Genomic DNA, 20,129 nt, shown 5'->3' with positions numbered 1-20,129 from the left:
TATATCGTCTGAACAGAAGAGGATGCAATATGTTCATTTCAGTCACGACGCGCGCGTTGACCCTAATTTTTGCGCTGCTATTTACCTTGTCTGCTTGTACCCCAGCTCAACGTGCAGGGACGGAGCAGGCGGCCGACCCGATGGCGATTGAAATTAGCCCGAATGATACCCGAGCGTATCGGGCGTTGGTTCTAGAGAATGGTCTTCGCCTCGTTTTAGTAAGTGACCCCGAAGCCGAGAAATCGGCAGCGGCACTCGCGGTGCGGGTTGGAAGTCTGCAAGATCCTGCTGAGCAACAAGGCATGGCGCATTACCTTGAGCATATGCTGTTTCTGGGTACTGAAAAGTATCCTGAGCCGAGCGAATTTGACGAGTTTATGTCGCAGAATGGCGGCATGCTGAATGCGTATGCAGCAAACGATCATACCAACTATATGTTTGAAGTGAACAACGACGCACTTCCTGAGTCACTGGATCGCTTCGCGGACTTTTTTAAAGCGCCCATGCTTTATCCCGAGTATGCGGATAAAGAAGTGAATGCGGTTCATTCCGAATGGTCGATGCGCAGCGCGTCAGATGGCTTTATTCTGTTCTCATTGTTGAGCGAAACCATTAATCCTGAACACCCCTTTTCACAATTCAATATCGGAAACCTCGAGACCTTGTCAGATAAGCCGGGCAGTAATCTGCATGAGGAATTGATTGCGTTTTACGAGCGTTATTATTCTGCCAACCAAATGACTGCATCGGTTCTGAGCAACCGCTCGCTGGATGAGCTCGAGATGTTGGCTCGCGACGTTTTTGCCGACATCCCGAACCGAGAAATTGCCGCCCCTCAAGTGGATGTGCCACCGGTGCGCGACGAGGATGTTGGTATCCTATTGAGCTACCGTCCACAAATGGAAATGCGGAGCCTATTTATCGATTTTATTATCGAGAACAATCGTGATGAGTACGCATATAAACCCAACGAACTGATTGCTTATGTCATCAATTCTGAAATGCCGGGAACTCCGGCTGCGTTATTCCGCGAGTTGGGCTGGATTGATAGTCTTGGAGCCTACGCACAGCCAGATATTTTTGGGAATGCAGGGCTGTTTCGGATTGGCGTGGATTTGACCGAAACGGGTTACCAAAACCGGGAAACCATTGTTGGCGTCCTACTAAATTACGTCGAGCAAGTGCGATATGAGGGAATCGGTGAGCATTACTATGATGAGCTCAATACGGTGCTGCAGAATGACTTTGCCTTCTTGCGCCGCAGTGGTGGTTTTCAATACACCACGAGTTTGGCAGCCAACTTATTGTACTATCCCTTTAATCATGTGATCAGTCACAGCTACACCCTCGTAGAGTATGCCCCTGAGCGGATCCAACGGGTCTTGGACCAACTGACGCCTGAGCGCGTGCGCGTAACCTTCGTTTCTCCGGAACAAGAAGTGGATACGCCCATTCCATTTACCGACGGATTCTATTCACGTGCCGCGTTAGACATGGAAACTATCACAGCTTGGCGGAGCGAGGCCCAGCAATTTGTAGTGCAAATGCCTGCGGTAAACTCATTATTACCGGACGATCTGAGCTTGGTTGCTGGAGATTTTCATCAGCGTCCTCAGCATGTGGTTGATCAGGGCTCTGTATCTGCTTGGTTGATGCGCAGTGAGCGTTTCCAAGAACCCCGTGCTGAAGTTCGTATTCAATTGTACCAACCGTTCCATCATCGCTCTCTGGAAGAACGGATGGCTCGTTCCGTTCTGATGGATATGTTCGCGTTGTCGCAACAGGCGTTAGCACGTGAAGCATCCATTGCTGGGGTTTCATTCAATCTTTCGGCCGGTGATGGTCTCAGTTTGAACCTGTCTGGATTCAATGACAAACAAGCCCTTCTCGCCGAGCGGGTGCTCACAGATTTTGCGCAGTTTGAACCGACCACAGCTGGGGTCGAGCAGTCAGTCGATCGGATGCGTCGGAATATTCAAAATGCTCGTTTGCGTTTCCCAGTACAACAACTCATGCCGAGCTTTAATCGCTTGATGCGCTTGCCTTCCGCTGATACGGATGCGCAACTGGCTGCGCTGCAAAATATAACGACCGCTGACGTAAAGGCTGTCCGTGATCGACTGCTTCGTGAAAATACGTTGCGCATGTATGTGCACGGAAATTACAGCGCCACGGGGGTTTCTGAACTGGCGAGCAAGGTTGCTGCGCTCGGTGGGGTTGATCGCACGCGCGCTGTTGAACACGCGCCCATTGTCACCCCACGATCGGATTTACACATCAGCTGGCAAGAAGACGTTGATTTGGACGACACTGGATTTTTGGATGTCTGGATCCTACCCGCAGAAGATTTGAACAATCGCGCGCACGCTGCGTTGCTCAGTGAGATGATGCGGACGCGTTTTTTCACCGAGTTGCGAACTGAAGACCAGCTTGGATATTCGGTCGGTGTGACTCAAGTGGGTCTTGAAGATTTCACTGGAATTGGTTTCTTGATTCAGAGTCCAGTGCGTGGGCCTGCGCCGTTGCTTGAGCGTTTTGATGCGTTCCGTGCTGGGTATCGTGAGCGCTTAGCAAATATGAGCGAGCAGGAATTCCGTCAATTCCAACAAGGTGTATTGACGAACTTGACTCAGCCACCGCAAACATTGGCGGAAGAAGCGGGTCGGTTCATTGGCGATTGGCAAAATCAACGCTATCGTTTCGATACGCGCACGCGCTATCAACAGGAACTGGAAAATACTACGCTTAGTAGTGTACAAGCGTATTTTGACCGAGTTTTCGCGACCGAAAATAGCGCTCGAATCTTGGTTCAATTGCGGGGTCGCAATTTCCGTGAGATTGACTTTGCAACGATTGAAGGGCTCGAGGTGATCGAAAGTCTCGATGTCTGGAGTCGTGAGCAATTGGGCGGCGAATAACGCCGCTACTGCATATCTTCGAGCTGTTCAGACAGCTCAAGCCATGTGGCCTCAATATCCTCAAGGCGAGCTTTTAGCTCGCCTTGTTGCTTTAACAAATCCGTTAGCGCGTCTTTCTGCTCTTTCTGATAGATCGCAGGGTCGGCTAACGCCGCTTCAACGCTTTGCAGGGCAGTGGTGAGCTGTTCGAGCGCTTGCTCGGTCTTCTTGAACTTATCGCGCAAGGGCTTGAGCGCCTGACGTTGTTGCGCAGCCGCTTGCCGCTGTGCCTTGCGGTTGTGTGCTGACCCTTCATGGTTTGGAGTCTCGGTGCTGTTGGCACTTGCTTCTGAATTCTCAGTCAATTGCTTGAGCTGGTCATTTAACCAGATTGAGTAGGCATCAAGATCACCCGGGAAGGGCTCTACCGCTCTGTTGGCTACCAAATAATAGTCATCAACTGTGGCCCGCAAGAAGTGGCGGTCGTGGGAGACGATGACCATTGCACCGGAGAACTCCTGAAGTGCCATCACGAGCGCTTCCCGCATATCGAGATCTAAATGGTTCGTTGGCTCATCGAGCAGTAACAGATTTGGACGTTGATAGATTAAGAGTGCCAAAACCAGGCGTGCTTTTTCACCCCCGGAGAAAGGCGCTACTGCTTCATAGGCTCGGTCGCCACTGAAGCCAAACCGTCCCAAGAAATTGCGTAATGATTGCTCGGACGCGCGAGGGTCGATTCGTTGCAGATGAGCAATCGCATGGTCGGACAGTACCAGCGTCTCCAATTGATGTTGTGCAAAATAGCCAATCACTAAGCCCGCATTGGCAGCCCGCTCACCAGTTTGTGGCGAGAGCTCGCCGGCGAGGAGCTTCATTAGCGTCGATTTACCCGCCCCGTTGCGGCCGAGCAATCCTATTCGACTGCCCGGAACCAGATTGAGCTGAACTCGCTCGAGGATGGTTGTGTCGCCATATCCTGCCTGAATTTTATCAAGTTGCAGCAATGGGTTCGGTAGTTTACCAGGTTCAGGAAATGCGAGATCGTACGGCTCATCATCGCCGAGTGGCGCCGTACTGGTTAATTTTTCGAGCGCTTTCAATCGCGATTGTGCTTGCTTGGCTTTCGAGGCTTTGGCACGAAAGCGATCGACAAATTTTTGCAGGTGCGCGCGTTGTGCCTGCTCTTTATCAAACTGTTGCTGCTGCTGTGAGCGCCGTTCACTGCGTTGGCGCTGAAATGAGGTGTAGTCACCGGAATATTGCTGGGTTTGGAAATGCTCAATGTGAATGATCTGATTGACCACCCCATCTAAGAATTCTCGGTCATGGGAGATGACGATCGAAGTGCCTTCGAAACGTTTGAGCCACTGCTCGAGCCACACAATGGCGTCGAGATCCAAATGGTTGGTAGGCTCATCAAGCAGCAATAAATCGGCACGGGAGATCAGCGCTTGAGCGAGGTTGAGACGCATGCGCCACCCGCCCGAGAAGCTCCGTACCGGTTGTTCTAACTGGGCTTGCGTGAACCCCAAACCGATCAGAAGTTGAGCAGCGCGTGCGTGGATGTGATACCCCCCAATTGCATCAAGCTGACCGTGGCAACGGGCAATGGCTTCTCCATCATTTGCCCGTTCCGCTGCATCCAAGTCCCGTTGCACTTGCGTATATTCCACATCCCCTTGCATGACATAGGCGAGTGCTGGGGTATCCAGGGCAGGAGTTTCTTGGGCCACACTGGCCATTCGCCAGCGTGGGGGAATCTTGAGGTTTCCTGCGTCCTCTTTTAGTTCGCCGCGCAGGAGCGCAAACAACGAAGATTTCCCGGCACCATTTGCGCCCACTAATCCCACACGATGACCGGGAAAAATGGTAAACTGGGCATCACGTAGTAAATGATGTCCGCCTCGGATAAGGCTGAGGCCATCGGCTTGGATCATAGTTCGGACTCATTGCTCGGGTGAATTACAAAATCGGCGCTGATCATACTCGATCCCACGCGAAGGGTCAGCACTTATCCCCACGGTCAAAAGGATGAAAATTTATGGCGCGCAGCCGCAAACGTTTTATCGCCGGGGCAACGTGCCCATCATGTAAAGCGCAGGACACCTTAATGGTCTACATGGAAGATGACCAAGAACATGTCACGTGCGTGGAATGCGATTACCAAATGAGTGAAAAAGATCAGGCGCAAGAGAAATCGAAAGCGCAAGTGAGTGCAGACCAAGTCATTGGAATTTTCAAGCCACACTAATCGTCTTGCTTAAGGTTGATGTTTTTTTCAGGCATCGCGCGGCAAGCCCTTTTCGACAATTCGGATAAGCCGATCAAGCTGTAAATTCTTGGGTGTTCCTTCCAAGGCTTTTTTTCGTAACTCAGCAAGCGCCCATTCAATATGCTCGCCGACTAGCGGACTCGCGTCGGGTAGGCGTTGCTCGAGGGCTTCGATAAGGTCTGCACTCGGACGCGCATTACCAAACGCGACTGCAAGATTTCGTTGCCACCGCTCAAACCCAATTCGCCGAATTGGCGACCCTTCGGTTCGTTCTAAGAAAGTCGCCTCATCCCAAGCCCAAAGTTCAAGAAGCTCTGGCGCATGCAATGGGTGGCGCGGGAGAAAATCCTCTTCAGGCGTGGGCGTAGCGTAGCGATTCCACGGGCAAACTAACTGGCAGTCGTCGCATCCATAAATTCGATTACCCATCGGACGTCGAAACGCTTCCGGAATGGGTCCTGCGTGCTCTATCGTGAGATATGAAATACAGCGCCGCGCATCGAGCTTGTAGGGTGCGACGATCGCTTGCGTTGGGCAAATGGTGATGCAGGCTGTGCATTTGCCACATTGTTCCGGTTGAGGCTGATCGATCGGTAGCGGCAGATTAATGAGAAGTTCACCGAGAAAAAACCAAGAACCATCGTCAGTATCCAACAAGAGCGTGTGCTTTCCTGTCCACCCCAGCCCAGCTTTTTCTGCCAATGGACGTTCAAGGATCGGTGCGGAATCGACAAAAGGGCGAAAGTTAGGCATCACGTCGTGTAAATGGGTTAGACAGTAGTCCGTGATCTTCGCTCCGAGTTTTTGCAGTCGTTTGCGCATGACTTTGTGATAATCGCGGCCTAACGCATAACGGCTGACAAACGCTTTCTTGTCATCCCCAAGCACTTCAGCAAAACGAGCATTGGGTGGTAAGTAATTCATTCGAACCGAGATGGCACGGACACTTCCGGGATGCAAGTCAGCGGGGCGAGCGCGCAACATTCCGTGCCGCTCCATGTAGTCCATGGTCCCGTGGTATTGATTATCGAGCCACTCTTGCAGAGCGGATTCGTGCTTAGATAGGTCAAGATCGGCAATCCCGACTTTCTGAAAGCCAAGTTCGCTGCCCCATTGCTTAATTTTTTCGACAAGTTCGCTTAGCTTGACTGTTGTTGCGCTCTTGCTTTCGCTATTCTGCATAATCTAGGGTTCACCTTAATCACTGGGGCAACCGTTTTTGCACGGTCGACGAATGTTTCTCGCGGTGAGCAAACTGGGCGCGATGAGGATATATTCATGACGCATGATGGTCAGCACGCACAAACAATGAGCATACCACAGCAGTTGTATCGACCTGAACAGGTCCGCGAGCATGAGGCCGAGGCTGCGGCTCGTGCAGGCATTGATATGTGGACCTTGATGCAAAGAGCGGGCGCTGCGGCATGGTCTGTTCTTTCCGATAAACTTGCGCCCGGAGCACGTATTGCCGTGTTATGTGGGACTGGAAACAACGGCGGTGATGGCTATATTGTGGCAGCGCTTGCGCGAGAGGCCGGTCATATCGTCCGAGTCTTTGCCCTTGCCGAGCCGAAAACCACCGATGCGCGCCGTGCATGGTCCGAGTGGCTTGAACGAGGGGGAGATGTCGAACCGCTTGCTGATTGGGCAGATGCAGAGCCCGATTGGGTGGTCGATGCGTTGCTTGGGACGGGACTCCAGCAAACGTTGCGTGGCGAAATTTGCGACTGCGTGGAAAGCCTCAATGAGGCAAAGGTACCGGTTCTTGCGCTGGATATTCCCACTGGCTTACACGCAGACACCGGGCAACCCCTCGGGGATGCCGTTCGGGCCCGCGCTACCGTCACCTTCGTGGGCGTCAAGCGCGGCCTCACGACGGGCCAAGCGGCCGCGTATTGTGGGCACGTTCACTTTGCCGACTTGGGCATCCAACGGGAATTTCGATTACTGACGGAGCCCTCAGCGTGGTATTTGCAACCGACATTATTACAGCACAGTCTTGTCCCGCGGGCGGCGACTGCCCACAAGGGGGATGCGGGCCATGTTGTGATTCTTGGAGGGGCTGCGGGCATGGCTGGCGCGGTGCGATTGGCGGGAACTGCTGCGTTGCGGGCGGGTGCTGGGAAAGTGACCATCTTGTGTGAGCCCGGCCAAGAAGTCATTGTTGGCCAGCAACCGGAGCTTATGGTCCGAGGCTTGGAAGCAGGGCGTGATGAGGCCCTTAGCTATCTAGAACACGCATCCGTTTTGATTTTTGGTCCGGGTCTTGGGCAGCGTGCGTGGGGGCGTGATTGGTGGGATTGGTATTGTGCGCGACTGCAATCGTCCGATATTGATCCCGAGTTAACCACAGTGCTTGATGCGGATGCCCTGAACGCTTTGGCGCAAGCGCGCCCTGATATCTCAGGGCGTGCACGCTGGATACTGACACCCCATCCGGGCGAAGCTGCGCGTCTGCTGGAATGTGAAACCCAAGATGTAGAAAAAAATCGTTGGCTTGCAGCACAAACTTTACAGGAACAATTCGGCGGAATTGTGGTTCTTAAAGGGCGAGGCAGTTTGATTTGTGGGCAAGAGGGCATTGCAGTTTGCGATCGCGGTACGCCAGCGATGGCAACAGCTGGTATGGGAGACGTATTAGCAGGTATGATAGGCGGCTTGCTCGCACAGCGCCACGGGATGGCATTGGCGACCGAAGCTGGTGTTCGGCTTGCTGTATTGGCACATGCACTCGCGGGTGAGTCGGCGATGCAGGAAAAATGCCCAGAAGGAACGCGGGGCCTGATGGCCTCGGATATATTTGATTGGATTCCGTATTGGATGAACCCAAATGACCGTTGAAGTCACAAAATCACTCGCGACTGAAGAAGATACCATAAAACTCGGAGCGGCACTGGCGAGTGCTGTAAAGACGGGAATGACCATTTACCTGCGTGGTGATCTCGGCATGGGAAAGACGACCTTCAGTCGTGGATTTATGCATGCTTTAGGGCATACTGGTGCAGTGAAAAGCCCAACGTATACATTGATAGAGCCCTATGAGCTGGCGCAATGGAGGGTATATCATTTTGACTTATATCGTTTGGCGGACCCAGAAGAACTCGAATATATGGGAATTCGCGACTATTTTAATAACGACAGTATCCGCTTAATCGAATGGCCCGAACGAGGTTTTGGTATTTTACCGCAAGCGGATATCGTCATTACATTACAGCCCGAAGAAAACGGGCGGCTCGTAACACTCGCTGGACACAGCGAAATTGGGGAAGAGGTCGTAAAACAGCTGCAATGAAATGGATGCGGTTCGTCCTCGGTGTGACACTGATGGTGGGGAGCCTGGTCACATCGACACAAGTATTCGCTTCGAATACACTCGAGAACGTGCGTGTTTGGCCTTCGGCTGAGCGGACGCGGATTGTCTTTGACCTTGCTCACGAACCGAATTACACCTATTTCACGATCTTTGACAACACGCCATATCGTGTTGTGGTGGATTTTCATCAAACCCAGAGTCAGAAAGACCTGCGTGCGCTTGAGTTCCGCTCAGATGTTTTGCGTGTGGTTCGAACGAGCAGTCCCCCCCGCTCAGGCACCCATCGCGTTGTGCTGGAAATCGCGAGCGCGACAGCGCCAGAAGTGTTTCCACTGCCGCCTGCGAACGGCTCAGGGCATCGTCTCGTGGTAGATATTCCTGGGGCAACAGCTCGTCCGGCGGCGAGCTCTCCTACCTCTACAGCAGAAGAGCCTCGTACGCCCAGAACGGCTGAAATTCTTCCGCCCCGCCAGCTGGTCATCGCAATTGATGCCGGACATGGTGGACGTGATCCTGGTTCCATTGGTCCAGCTGGGACCCAAGAGAAAAGCGTGACACTGGCGGTCGCTCAGAAATTGGCGCAACGTATTAATGCAGATCCCGGAATGCGGGCCGTACTCACCCGCTCTGGGGATCAAACAGTACCTTTGGCACAACGAACAAGCTTAGCGCGCAGAGAACGCGCGGACTTCTTTGTATCGTTACACGCAGATGCATTTACCAACGCACAACCACGCGGCGCCTCTGTCTGGGTGCTTTCTGCGCGTCGGTCTGAAACCGAGCTCGGGCGAGCGTTAGAGAACAAAGAGCGGTTGAGTGAGGAACTCATTGATGTGGAGCACGTCCTGCAAGATAACGATGCGGATCCATTTTTAAACCGAACCTTACTTGACATGTTCCGGGATAGCTCGATGGCAGGCGGCTACGAGGCTGCAGAAATTTTACTTGATCACTTGGGGCGGGTAACGAATTTGCATCGTCGTCGTCCCGAGGCAGCCAGCTTCGCGGTCTTGAATTCACTTAGAACGCCTTCAGTACTGGTCGAGCTCGGGTTCATTTCAAATCCACAAAAAGAACGTCTTCTGATTAACGCGCGCCATCAAGATCGGCTTGCGGATGCCCTGTATGAGGGAATTCGTGAATACTTCCTGCGCAATCCTGTGGAAAATACCATCCTAGCCCAAACGGATATTCGCACCCATGTGGTTGCTTCTGGGGAATCCTTGTCGGTGATTGCACGGCGGTATGGCTCCAGTGTTGAAGCGATTCGCACGCAAAATAACCTGCGTAGCAATACGATTCGAGTGGGTCAGCGTCTCGAAATTCCGGTGGCGCGCTGACGCCTATGCCGATCCGACTTCTCCCCCCACAACTAGCCAACCAAATTGCTGCTGGCGAAGTGGTGGAGCGCCCTGCATCCGTTGTAAAAGAGTTGGTTGAGAATAGTTTGGACGCTGGAGCGACCGAAATCCGTGTGGATATCGAAAAAGGCGGCGCACGCCGTATTCGTATTCGCGACAACGGCAGTGGGATCCCGAAGGAAGAGTTAACACTGGCACTGAGTCGGCATGCAACGAGCAAAATTAGCTCACTGGACGATCTTGAGGCTATTTTAAGTCTGGGCTTTCGGGGTGAAGCACTTGCCAGTATTAGTTCAGTATCCCGGTTGCGGTTAACATCGCGAACTGCCGAGCAGGAAGAAGCCTGGCAGGCGTTTTGTGAGGGCCGAGATATGCAGGTGATGCTTGAGCCTGCAGCACATCCACAAGGCACAACAGTTGATGTCGAAGATCTATTCTTCAATACACCGGCACGCCGCAAGTTTCTGCGTACTGAGAAAACAGAATTTGGCCACATTGATGAAGTCGTGCGGCGCATTGCGTTGGCGCGTCCCGATGTAGCAGTGATTCTGACACACAATCAACAAGTGGTTCGTCATTATCCAGCGGAAGCCGCATCACACCAAGATAAGCGTTTGCACCAGGTCGCAGGCCGTCGCTTTGCGGACGATGCTATTTTTCTCGAACACGAGGAAGCACCGCTATCGCTCAGAGGCTGGGTTGCACCGCCAGACGCATGCCGACATCAGAGTGATATACAGTACATGTACGTGAATGGACGAATGATGCGGGACAAGCTCCTAAATCATGCCATCCGGCAGGCTTATGGGGATGCTTTACCAGCGGATAGACAGCCCACATTTATTCTATATCTCAATTTGCCTGCCAAAGATGTGGATGTGAATGTTCATCCTGCCAAGCATGAAGTCCGCTTCCATTTCGCACGGCAAATTCATGACTTTGTGCTGGCGGCCCTCAAGCGGGTATTATTGGCATCGATGCCAGCTGAGCCTGAAGCATTCCAACATGGCTATCAAGCCCCTGATCCCGAGCGCTACCGAACAAATTTCACGCCCTCATCGGAAGAAGGGAACGTTGAATGGCATTCCCCCGCGGATTCGTCCGCTCAACACGTGTCGCCCAGCGGAGCCATCAGTGGGTCACCATTTTTCCCAACTCGGAAACACATATCTCAACCTGTGCGTGCCAATGCACAGGAAGGACAAGCAGTCTATCAACAGATGTACCAGCAGACGGCACCGGTGATTTCAAAAACTTGGCAGCCGATGGGGATGTTAGCCCAGCGCTACGCAATCATGCGGACCGCCGATACGCTCGCGTTGCTGGACTGTGCTCAATTAAGTGAAATCATTACCACCAACCGCTTGCAGCAACAATTTCAACAAGGTTTGTCTGGACAGCCGCTGTTGGTTCCCGTGTTGATTCAAGGGAAAACATGGGTCGATACCATGCAAAGGCAGGCCATAGTCCTCAACCGGTTGGGGATTGTGACCCGTATCGAAGGACGGAATAAGCAGGTTATCGAGCAGGTGCCCCACCTTCTGCGTCAAGCGGATGTCAGCCGCGCTATCGCCGAGTTGTGTGAAATGTTGGAGGCCTGGGGTGTGCCGAGTGACGGTTCATTGCAAGCGGAGCAAGAGCGAGAACTCCTTGCATGGTTGCAGAGTCATCGGAAATTTACGGGTCTCGCTGATAAGGATCTACCGCGACTTCTTCAAGATGCTGAACAGCTTCATATTGATTGGCGCAGGCAACTGGTGCCCTTGCCTTGGGAGCAATATCTAACTGCGGCGCCAAACAACGGCGGTAACCGACAAGGAAACGGCCTTGGAGATGCCAATGAATCGCGTTGAGCATCTTCAACAAGGTGTGATTTGCATCAGTGGCCCAACCGCTGCAGGCAAGACTGCGCTCGCGATGCAACTATACGATCGCTTGCCTGTCGAGTTGGTGAGTGTCGACTCTGCGCTGATCTACAGAGGTATGGATATCGGAACCGCCAAACCAAGCGCAGCCGAGCTCAAAGCCTACCCCCACCATTTAATTGATATTCGTGACCCAGCGGAGGTGTATTCCGCAGCGGATTTTCGTCAGGATTGTTTGCAGTTAATTGATGAGATTCGAAGTCGTGGGCGGATTCCGGTTTTGGTTGGGGGGACCATGTTGTATTACCGCGCATTGTTGGCTGGGCTCTCTGCATTACCCCAAGCAGATGCAACGATCCGTTCATCCATCCAGCAACGAGCCGACCAAGAAGGTTGGCAGGCGCTGCATGAGCATTTGGCCTCTGTTGATCCGGTTTCGGCAGAACGCATTCATCCGAATGATCCACAGCGCTTGATGCGTGCCTTAGAAGTCTTTGAACTGACAGGTAAAAGCTTGACTCAGTTGACAGAAACCCAGCAACCGGGATTGTCATTACCAACATGGCAAGTCGTAGTTTCCCCCCCTGATCGTAAAGTGCTCCATGCGCGTATTGAACAACGCTTTCACCTCATGTTAGCCCAAGGGTTTGAGGCGGAAGTCCGGCGCCTATATGACCGCGGAGATTTGCACCCTGATTTACCGTCCATCCGTGCCGTCGGGTATCGACAAATGTGGCAGTATTTTTCTGGGGCGTTGTCTTACGAGCAAATGATTGAGCGTGGTGTGATCGCGACGCGGCAATTAGCAAAACGACAAATCACGTGGTTACGCTCGTGGGTGGGTGCTCAATGGGTGGACCCCATGGATGATCATGCCTTTGATCAGGTGGTGCATATTTTGGATCAAGAACCAACGCCGCCAGACGCTTGGTTGGTGGGAAGCTCTTGAGAAAAACCCGAATCTTTCGAGCTAATTTCCGGAAAATATTTGTTTTTTCGTAAATTGCCTATATATCAAATTGTACGAGTTTAATTATTTGTTGCTACACTAGGATCGAATTCGATCTTACATTGACCGAAGGTAACTTGGTTCGGTGGAAGAATTGAGTTTGAACGGTTTCACGTTGCCAAGGAAGTGGGATCGGAGCCACCAGGCGACCGCAACAATACTAATAATCATAAAGGAGCCGAATTATGGCAAAAGGGCAAACGTTACAAGACCCTTTTTTGAACGCACTGCGTCGTGAGAGGATCCCTGTTTCAATTTATCTGGTGAACGGCATTAAGTTGCAGGGACAGATCGAATCATTTGATCAATTTGTCGTCTTGTTGAAAAACACGGTCAGCCAAATGGTCTATAAACATGCTATTTCCACTGTGGTGCCGTCGCGGAGCCCAAGTCAGTATCCTCCGCAAAACGGTCATGATGGAGACGAATAACCTGCCTAAATTGAGGCAGTGAAGGAGCGGCTTGCTTGTTTGAGCGGTATGAAGGTGGCGAGCAGGCCGTGTTGGTTCATGTCGATTTTCCACATGAGTCAGCACGCGAAGATCTCGAAGAATTAAAATTACTTGTGGCTTCAGCGGGTGTTGAGGCACAAGCGGTTGTCATGACCTCCCGAAAGTCCCCCGATGCGCGATTGTTCATCGGTTCAGGAAAGACGGAGGAAGTGGCTGCGTTAGTCCAGTCAACCGGCGCCGATGTCGTGATATTCAATCACACGTTATCGCCATCTCAAGAACGAAATATCGAGCGACAAGTAAAGTGTCGGGTGCTTGACCGAACCGGTCTGATCTTGGATATTTTTGCGCAACGTGCGCGTACCCATGAGGGTAAGTTACAAGTTGAGCTTGCTCAATTGCGCCATATTTCGACGCGATTGATCCGCGGTTGGACTCACTTGGAGCGCCAGAAGGGTGGGATCGGCTTGCGGGGGCCTGGGGAAACCCAGCTGGAAACTGATCGACGCTTAATCCGAGGACGGATCAAGAATATTCTTGGGCGTCTTGAAAAGGTCGAAAAACAGCGTGAGCAGGGGCGACGTGCGCGAAATCGGGCGGAGGTCCCCACCATAGCATTTGTGGGCTATACCAACGCGGGGAAATCGACCTTATTTAATCGGTTAACCGATGCCAACGTGTATGCTGCTGATCAGTTGTTTGCGACGTTGGATCCGACCTTACGGAAATACGAGTTACCAGACGTCGGTGATATTATTTTTGCCGATACGGTTGGTTTTATCCGGCATTTACCGCACGATTTGGTCGCTGCTTTCAAGGCAACATTACAAGAGACCCGCGATGCGGACCTGCTCTTGCACGTCATGGATTGCCATGACGAACGGATGAATGATAACCGCAAAGAAGTCGACAAGGTTTTAACCGAAATTGCAGCGAGCGATGTCCCGCAACTTTTGGTCATGAATAAGGTCGATCTAGTGACGGACGTTTCACCAAGAATTGTTCGTGATGAAGATGGCAAGCCACAAGAAGTTTGGCTCTCGGCTCGGACTGGCGAGGGTATTGAGCTTCTACGGGAAGCACTGCACGACTTGTTGGCCCCTCAGCTGATTGAACATGAATTGCGTTTACCTCCAAAAGAGGGGAAATTACGTAGTCAACTCTACGCACTTCAGTGTGTGTTAGAAGAACGACCACAGGACGATGGAGATGTGGTACTATCGGTCCGTGTGCCTGCTATTGAATGGCAGCGGTTGTTAAAACAGTTTGGCGAACGGTTAACGAATTCCATTTGTTGACCGCTTTCAAGTGTTTCATTGTTTGAGTATTTGCTGGAGTAATCGATGGCCTGGAATCAACCGGGAAACAGCGGCAAAGACAAAGATCCCTGGGGCAACAATAACCGGGGTGGTCGCGATCAGGGGCCTCCTGATCTCGACGAGGCTTTGCGCAATCTCATGGGTAAGCTAGGGCTTGGCGGCGGCAAAGGCGGTCAAGGTGGCAGTGGTGGCTCAGCTGCAGGCGGAATTCCTAGCAAGGTCGTAGGCCTTGTGGTAGTTCTTGCAATTGTGGTCTGGTTTATCGCAGGTTTTTATACCGTACGAGAAGCAGAGCGCGGTGTGATTCAGCGCTTCGGAGCCTATCATGCGGAAGTGACGTCAGGCCTGCATTGGCGGCCGTACTTTATCGACAACGTCACCAATGTGGACGTAAACAACGTATTCCGTCAAGAAACCGGTGGCTTTATGCTGACCGAGGATGAAAACGTTGTGCGCGTGGAACTTGCGGTCCAGTATCGGATTGCAAACCCACGGGCGTACCTGTTTAATGTTGAAAATCCAGATGCGAGTCTCTCGCAGATCACGGATAGTGCGCTGCGTTATGTCATCGGTCACAATACGATGGACAACATCCTGACCGTGGGTCGGGAAGAGATTCGTCAGCAGACGTGGGAAATTATTGACCGCCTTGTCGAGCGTTACGATGTGGGTCTACGCGTCATTGATGTTAACTTCTTGAGTGCACGTCCGCCGGAAGAAGTCCGTGATGCGTTTGACGATGCAATTCGTGCACAGGAAGACCAAGAGCGTTTCGTGCGTGAAGCCGAGGCGTATGCGCGGGAAATTGAACCGCAAGCGCGTGGTCGCGTCCGTCGTCTGCAACAAGAAGCACAAGCATATAAAGAGCAAGTGATTTTGCGCGCACAGGGTGAAATTGCACGCTTCAATGAATTACTTCCTCAGTATCAAGCGGCCCCAGAAGTCACCCGTCAACGGATCTTCCTTGAGACCCTTGAAGAAATCTATCAGCGTAACGCGAAGATTTTTGTCGATGTCGAAGGCGGCAACAACATGATGTATTTGCCACTCGATAAAATCCTTGAACAGCACGGGCGTAACCGTCCTGTGAGTACGAATCTGCCATTGCTTCCGAGCAGCGAGCAGATCGGTCAGCCGTCGACGGCTGGACCACGTTCTTCACAGCAAGACACAACACGTCAGCCAGTTCGTACTAGTTCTCGGGGAGGATAAGCGATGAAACCATTTTATATAGTGATTGCACTCATCGTGGCGATTCTTGGGTACTCCTCTATTTTCACGGTTGCTGAACACGAGCGCGGAATTGTGATTCGCTTTGGTAAAGTGGCACAAGATGAAAATGGGATGCCGATTGTGTATCAACCGGGTCTGCATTTTAAAATCCCGTTGATTGAACGGATCGAAAAGCTCGACTCTCGGATCAAGACTTTGGATGGTCAGGCCGATCGCTTTATCACGAGCGAGAAAAAAGACTTGATCGTGGATGCGTTCGTGAAATGGCGTATCGAAGACTTTGCGAAGTACTACCTGTCAACGGGTGGTGGTCAACAAAGTGAAGCAGAAGAGCTTTTGACGCGTCGGATCAACAACGGATTGCGTGCAGAGTTTGGTGCCCGGACCATTCGTGACATCGTTTCTGGCGAGCGGGATGACTTGATGGAGCAAGCGTTGATTCAAGCATCTGAAGGTTCTGCTGACCTTGGTATTCAGGTTCTGGACGTGCGGGTGAAGCAAATTAACCTGCCATCAGAAGTGAGTAGCGCCATCTTCGATCGGATGCGTGCAGAGCGTGACGCAGTTGCTCGTGAGCACCGCTCTGAAGGTCGCGAGCAAGCAGAAATCATCCGTGCGGACGTTGATGCACGTGTGACGGTTATGCTGGCCGATGCAGAACGTGAAGCCCGTCAAATTCGCGGTGAAGGAGATGCAGAAGCAGCTCGGATCTATGCGACCTCGTACGGACAAGATAGCGAGTTCTATGCATTTATTCGCAGCATGGAAGCGTATCGCAAGGCGTTTGGAGATGGCGATAGCGTTCTGGTATTAAGCCCAGACAGCGAATTCTTCCAGTATTTTGGTCAGATGAACCGCCCTGCAAACTAAGTGTAAGATGAACAAACGGGAGCTTCGGCTCCCGTTTATTTTTTGGGTCCACTCGGTTGAACGGTATGTACAAACATCTCTATGCTCACTTTTTAAATGCGCGCCCCGGTCTTCTTCATTGTGCTCCACATAGCCATCATTACTGGCCAGATGTAACCCGAGACGCACACCTCGCGTATTGGGACGACGCCGCTGCCCATGCGGATGAGAAGTGGGGCGTTATATTAGGTGAGAAACTCCCTCGCTTGCAGCAATACATTGCACAAGAACTTCATTTACCCTATCCGCAACAGCTGGTGTTTGCGCAAAATACACATGAGCTGCTGTATCGGGTTTTGACCGCATTCCCCGCGCACAAACCGCTGCGGATTTTAACCACCGATGGGGAATTTCATAGTTTTAATCGGCAAAGTCGACGTCTTGAAGAGCGCGGTAATGTCACCATCACGCGCATCCCGTGCGAGCCCTTTGCGACCCTCAATGCCCGCTGGGAACATGCAATTAAACAACGGACTTATGATGTCATCTTTGTCAGCCAAGTTTTTTACAACAGCGGTGTATGCGCGCCACCGGTTCAACGCTGGCTTGGTTCGGTACCGGATGAAACGGTCGTGATGATCGACGGGTATCATGGGTATGGTGCACTCCCGACCGATCTGTCTGCCGTGGCAGACCGGATCTTCTATCTGGGTGGTGGCTACAAATATGCGCAGGCGGGAGAGGGGGTATGCTTTATGGCGGTCCCCAAGAGCACGCCGTTACGCCCAGAATATACCGGTTGGTTTGCGGACTTTGCTGGGCTCGCGAAAGCGCAGCATGGCCCCGTTCAGTATGCAACGGATGGTATGCGTTTTGCTGGCGCGACCATGGACTTTAGCGCGATCTATCGTCAACTCGCGGTCTTCGAGATGTGGGAGAAAGAAGGGCTGACCACGGAGACTCGTGATGCTTATATTCGTGCACTGCAGAGCGCGTTTTTGCAGCATATTGATAGCCTAAGTCATCCGGACGTCAATCGGACAAACTTACTCACCTGCGATACGCTCGGCCACGGACACTTCTTTACGTTTCGTTTGTCGTCTCCTGAACGAGTCAGTGAATTGGCTGCAGAATTACGGGAGCGAGGGGTGGCCACAGACTATCGACATGATCGGCTTCGCTTTGGTTTTGCGCTCTACCATGATCCAAAAGACTACATGCAGATCCGATTTGCATAAAAATCATTCTGCTCCCGGCGGGGTTTCTGGTAGAATCCCCGCTTAATCCACTGCCGGACCAAAAATTTGCAGCATTCGTTTCGTTTGCTGTCTTCTTGATGGGCCACAACCTACGATTCAAGCCAATATTATCATGAGCAAAAACGTCGTTATTCTCGGCACCCAGTGGGGTGACGAAGGCAAAGGAAAGATCGTCGATCTTCTTACAGATAAAGCTACCTACGTGGTCCGCTATCAAGGTGGACACAACGCAGGGCATACGCTGGTGATTGACGGTCAGAAGACTGTGCTGCATTTAATCCCATCCGGTATTCTGCGGGACAACGTGACCTGTGTGATTGGTAATGGTGTCGTGCTCTCGCCCGAGGCCTTGCTAAAAGAAGTCAGCATGTTGGAAGCCCGTGGAATTCCAGTGCGTGAGCGTTTGCTGCTCAGTGAAGCCTGTCCACTTATTTTGCCTTATCATATTGCCCTCGACCAAGCGCGCGAAGCAGCACGTGGTGAGAAGAAAATTGGGACGACCGGGCGAGGTATTGGTCCTGCCTATGAAGATAAGGTTGCTCGCCGAGCGATACGTCTCGGTGATTTGTTTTACCCAGAGCGTTTGCGCGAAAAGCTCGAAGAAACAATGGCCTTGCACAACTTCGTGCTGACTGAGTACTTCAAACAGGAAGCTGTTTCTGTTGAGTCGGTGTTGGCATTCTGCTTGGAAGTTGCGGAGATTCTCAAGCCGTTGGTTGCGGATGTCCCAGGCTTACTTGAGAAAGCACGTGTACACGGTGATGCCATCATGTTTGAAGGCGCGCAAGGCACGTTGCTGGATATCGATCATGGCACCTATCCGTATGTAACGTCGTCGAATACGACCGCTGGCGGGGTCGCAACAGGCACCGGCTTTGGCCCACGCTATCTCGACTATGTTTTGGGTATTGTAAAAGCTTACACCACGCGGGTCGGCTCAGGTCCATTCCCGACGGAGCTCGATTGTGAAGTGGGTGAGCACCTCGGGGTGAAAGGCCACGAATTTGGTGCAACGACCGGTCGCAAACGTCGGACTGGATGGTTTGATGCAGTTGCTATGCGCCGTGCGGTGCAAATCAACTCAATTAGCGGTCTGTGTTTGACCAAGCTCGACGTACTCGATGGGCTCGACGAACTTAAAATCTGCACGGCATATAAACTCCCATCGGGCGAGGTGGTTGATCTTCCGCCTATGGCCGCAGAAGATTATGCGCAAGTAGAGCCTATCTATGAAACCATGGCCGGTTGGTCTGAGAATACGGTGGGCGTGACGGACCATGCAGACCTACCACAAGCGGCGCTTGCCTATATTGCTCGAATCGAAGCGCTCTTGGGCGTGCCAGTCGACATTATCTCAACGGGTCCAGACCGTGCGGAGACGATTGTATTACGTCACCCATTTGGTGCGTAAGAGGACGACTCGAGCGAGCGGGGCGCTCGAAGGTGTTTGAGAAACGAACGATAGATACAAAAAGTAACCAGTCAGACAAAAAAATCAAAAAAAATGCATCTAGGTGGTTGCAAGACCCCGGTCAATCTCCTAGAATGCGCTCCACCTAAACGGTGGCGCCGGCATAGCTCAGCTGGTAGAGCAACTGACTTGTAATCAGTAGGTCGGGAGTTCGACTCTCTCTGCCGGCACCATTTTTTAGAAAAATTCGTGGAGGGGTTCCCGAGCGGTCAAAGGGATCAGACTGTAAATCTGACGGCTCAGCCTTCGCAGGTTCGAATCCTGCCCCCTCCACCATTTTTCTATTTAGGTCCGAGGTAGCCGAGAATCTGAATGCGGGTGTCGTATAATGGCTATTACCTCAGCCTTCCAAGCTGATGACGCGGGTTCGATTCCCGCCACCCGCTCCAATTCAAAATCGCATTTGTGCTGATATAGCTCAGTTGGTAGAGCGCACCCTTGGTAAGGGTGAGGTCGGCGGTTCAAATCCGCCTATCAGCACCAGTGATATACCCTCTCGAAGCACCTCACCTAGACTTAATAATTTAATCATTCATGAAGCACTGGTTGGCATCGCCCACCGCGCGTTTCGAGAGAGAGGCTGTCATGGCTAAAGCAAAGTTTGAACGTTCTAAGCCGCACGTAAACGTAGGTACTATCGGTCACGTTGACCACGGTAAAACTACGCTTACGGCCGCGATCACCACTGTCCTTGCGAAACACTACGGTGGTTCTGCTCGCGACTTCGCACAAATTGACAATGCGCCAGAAGAGAAAGCGCGTGGTATCACCATTTCTACGTCACACGTAGAATATGACACGCCGACGCGTCACTATGCGCACGTTG

The 20,129-nt window shown here is 52.1% G+C and carries 16 protein-coding genes and 4 tRNA genes; 18 read left to right on the top strand and 2 right to left on the bottom strand.

The window, feature by feature from the left end; translation table 11 throughout:
- The first annotated feature begins 29 nt into the window (after positions 1 to 29).
- A complete protein-coding gene (gene ptrA, locus CWE11_RS02355; RefSeq protein ID WP_157981275.1) occupies positions 30 to 2,918 on the top strand; it encodes a pitrilysin in 2,889 nt (962 codons plus the stop codon).
- Positions 2,919 to 2,923: 5 nt separating this feature from the next.
- On the opposite strand, the gene CWE11_RS02350 is transcribed toward ptrA, so the two are convergent.
- The gene (locus tag CWE11_RS02350; protein WP_126776003.1) at positions 2,924 to 4,837 is read right to left on the bottom strand and encodes an ATP-binding cassette domain-containing protein; all 1,914 of its coding nucleotides are present in this window, start codon (positions 4,835 to 4,837) and stop codon (positions 2,924 to 2,926) included.
- Between the two features lie 104 nt (positions 4,838 to 4,941).
- Between CWE11_RS02350 and CWE11_RS02345 the strand changes: the two genes are divergently transcribed.
- Positions 4,942 to 5,151, top strand: a complete 210-nt coding sequence (locus CWE11_RS02345; protein ID WP_126776002.1) for a YheV family putative zinc ribbon protein — start codon at positions 4,942 to 4,944, stop codon at positions 5,149 to 5,151.
- Positions 5,152 to 5,178: 27 nt separating this feature from the next.
- Here CWE11_RS02345 and queG read toward each other — a convergent pair whose 3' ends face one another.
- Entirely contained in the window at positions 5,179 to 6,354 is a 1,176-nt protein-coding gene (gene queG / locus CWE11_RS02340; RefSeq protein WP_126776001.1) for a tRNA epoxyqueuosine(34) reductase QueG, read from the bottom strand.
- A gap of 96 nt (positions 6,355 to 6,450) precedes the next feature.
- On the opposite strand from queG, the gene CWE11_RS02335 reads away from it, so the two are divergent.
- From CWE11_RS02335 to CWE11_RS02260, 16 genes are all read left to right on the top strand, one after another.
- Positions 6,451 to 8,013, top strand: coding sequence for an NAD(P)H-hydrate dehydratase (locus CWE11_RS02335; RefSeq protein WP_126776000.1), 1,563 nt, complete (start codon positions 6,451 to 6,453; stop codon positions 8,011 to 8,013).
- Positions 8,003 to 8,464, top strand: coding sequence for a tRNA (adenosine(37)-N6)-threonylcarbamoyltransferase complex ATPase subunit type 1 TsaE (gene tsaE, locus CWE11_RS02330; RefSeq protein WP_126775999.1), 462 nt, complete (start codon positions 8,003 to 8,005; stop codon positions 8,462 to 8,464). The genes CWE11_RS02335 and tsaE overlap by 11 nt, the downstream gene beginning before the upstream one ends.
- Positions 8,461 to 9,825 carry an N-acetylmuramoyl-L-alanine amidase gene (locus CWE11_RS02325; protein ID WP_241971700.1) on the top strand — a complete coding sequence of 455 codons (1,365 nt, stop codon included), beginning with the start codon at positions 8,461 to 8,463 and terminating at the stop codon, positions 9,823 to 9,825. The genes tsaE and CWE11_RS02325 overlap by 4 nt, the downstream gene beginning before the upstream one ends.
- Before the next feature lie 5 nt (positions 9,826 to 9,830).
- Positions 9,831 to 11,699, top strand: coding sequence for a DNA mismatch repair endonuclease MutL (mutL, locus tag CWE11_RS02320; protein ID WP_126775998.1), 1,869 nt, complete (start codon positions 9,831 to 9,833; stop codon positions 11,697 to 11,699).
- Positions 11,686 to 12,660 (top strand): tRNA (adenosine(37)-N6)-dimethylallyltransferase MiaA, encoded by a 975-nt coding sequence (gene miaA / locus CWE11_RS02315; protein ID WP_126776265.1) that lies wholly within the window; start codon positions 11,686 to 11,688, stop codon positions 12,658 to 12,660. Before mutL ends, miaA begins: the two co-directional genes overlap by 14 nt.
- A gap of 245 nt (positions 12,661 to 12,905) precedes the next feature.
- A complete protein-coding gene (gene hfq, locus CWE11_RS02310; protein ID WP_126775997.1) occupies positions 12,906 to 13,151 on the top strand; it encodes an RNA chaperone Hfq in 246 nt (81 codons plus the stop codon).
- A 35-nt stretch (positions 13,152 to 13,186) separates the two neighbouring features.
- The gene (gene hflX, locus CWE11_RS02305) at positions 13,187 to 14,470 is read left to right on the top strand and encodes a ribosome rescue GTPase HflX (protein ID WP_126775996.1); all 1,284 of its coding nucleotides are present in this window, start codon (positions 13,187 to 13,189) and stop codon (positions 14,468 to 14,470) included.
- 45 nt (positions 14,471 to 14,515) lie between these two features.
- Entirely contained in the window at positions 14,516 to 15,703 is a 1,188-nt protein-coding gene (hflK, locus tag CWE11_RS02300; protein ID WP_126775995.1) for an FtsH protease activity modulator HflK, read from the top strand.
- A gap of 3 nt (positions 15,704 to 15,706) precedes the next feature.
- A complete protein-coding gene (gene hflC, locus CWE11_RS02295; RefSeq protein WP_126775994.1) occupies positions 15,707 to 16,594 on the top strand; it encodes a protease modulator HflC in 888 nt (295 codons plus the stop codon).
- Between the two features lie 65 nt (positions 16,595 to 16,659).
- Positions 16,660 to 17,811, top strand: coding sequence for an aminotransferase class V-fold PLP-dependent enzyme (locus tag CWE11_RS02290; RefSeq protein ID WP_126775993.1), 1,152 nt, complete (start codon positions 16,660 to 16,662; stop codon positions 17,809 to 17,811).
- A gap of 133 nt (positions 17,812 to 17,944) precedes the next feature.
- Positions 17,945 to 19,243: an adenylosuccinate synthase gene (locus CWE11_RS02285; protein ID WP_126775992.1), complete on the top strand. Its 1,299-nt coding sequence runs from the start codon at positions 17,945 to 17,947 to the stop codon at positions 19,241 to 19,243.
- A 157-nt stretch (positions 19,244 to 19,400) separates the two neighbouring features.
- Positions 19,401 to 19,476, top strand: a tRNA-Thr gene (locus tag CWE11_RS02280).
- Positions 19,477 to 19,494: 18 nt separating this feature from the next.
- Positions 19,495 to 19,579: transfer RNA gene (locus tag CWE11_RS02275), tRNA-Tyr, on the top strand.
- Positions 19,580 to 19,617: 38 nt separating this feature from the next.
- A tRNA-Gly gene (locus CWE11_RS02270) sits at positions 19,618 to 19,692 on the top strand.
- An 18-nt stretch (positions 19,693 to 19,710) separates the two neighbouring features.
- Positions 19,711 to 19,786: transfer RNA gene (locus tag CWE11_RS02265), tRNA-Thr, on the top strand.
- A gap of 102 nt (positions 19,787 to 19,888) precedes the next feature.
- Positions 19,889 to 20,129 (top strand): GTP-binding protein (locus tag CWE11_RS02260; RefSeq protein WP_241971699.1); only part of this gene is annotated, 241 nt, incomplete at its 3' end.

This window comes from Aliidiomarina sanyensis (genome assembly GCF_003987175.1).
In the GTDB taxonomy this organism is placed as follows: Bacteria; Pseudomonadota; Gammaproteobacteria; order Enterobacterales; family Alteromonadaceae; genus Aliidiomarina; species Aliidiomarina sanyensis.
This window is presented reverse-complemented; position numbering and strand designations above follow the sequence as displayed.

Bases quoted from the DNA above. Each gene is read 5' to 3' on its own strand.
- CWE11_RS02325 (WP_241971700.1), top strand. From the start codon at position 8,461: ATGAAATGGATGCGGTTCGTCCTCGGTGTGACACTGATGGTGGGGAGC.
- CWE11_RS02345 (WP_126776002.1), top strand. From the start codon at position 4,942: ATGGCGCGCAGCCGCAAACGTTTTATCGCCGGGGCAACGTGCCCATCA.
- CWE11_RS02335 (WP_126776000.1), top strand. From the start codon at position 6,451: ATGACGCATGATGGTCAGCACGCACAAACAATGAGCATACCACAGCAG.
- hflC (WP_126775994.1), top strand. From the start codon at position 15,707: ATGAAACCATTTTATATAGTGATTGCACTCATCGTGGCGATTCTTGGG.
- miaA (WP_126776265.1), top strand. From the start codon at position 11,686: ATGAATCGCGTTGAGCATCTTCAACAAGGTGTGATTTGCATCAGTGGC.
- tsaE (WP_126775999.1), top strand. From the start codon at position 8,003: ATGACCGTTGAAGTCACAAAATCACTCGCGACTGAAGAAGATACCATA.
- ptrA (WP_157981275.1), top strand. From the start codon at position 30: ATGTTCATTTCAGTCACGACGCGCGCGTTGACCCTAATTTTTGCGCTG.
- CWE11_RS02350 (WP_126776003.1), bottom strand. From the start codon at position 4,837: ATGATCCAAGCCGATGGCCTCAGCCTTATCCGAGGCGGACATCATTTA.
- mutL (WP_126775998.1), top strand. From the start codon at position 9,831: ATGCCGATCCGACTTCTCCCCCCACAACTAGCCAACCAAATTGCTGCT.
- CWE11_RS02290 (WP_126775993.1), top strand. From the start codon at position 16,660: ATGTACAAACATCTCTATGCTCACTTTTTAAATGCGCGCCCCGGTCTT.
- queG (WP_126776001.1), bottom strand. From the start codon at position 6,354: ATGCAGAATAGCGAAAGCAAGAGCGCAACAACAGTCAAGCTAAGCGAA.
- hflK (WP_126775995.1), top strand. From the start codon at position 14,516: ATGGCCTGGAATCAACCGGGAAACAGCGGCAAAGACAAAGATCCCTGG.
- CWE11_RS02285 (WP_126775992.1), top strand. From the start codon at position 17,945: ATGAGCAAAAACGTCGTTATTCTCGGCACCCAGTGGGGTGACGAAGGC.
- hfq (WP_126775997.1), top strand. From the start codon at position 12,906: ATGGCAAAAGGGCAAACGTTACAAGACCCTTTTTTGAACGCACTGCGT.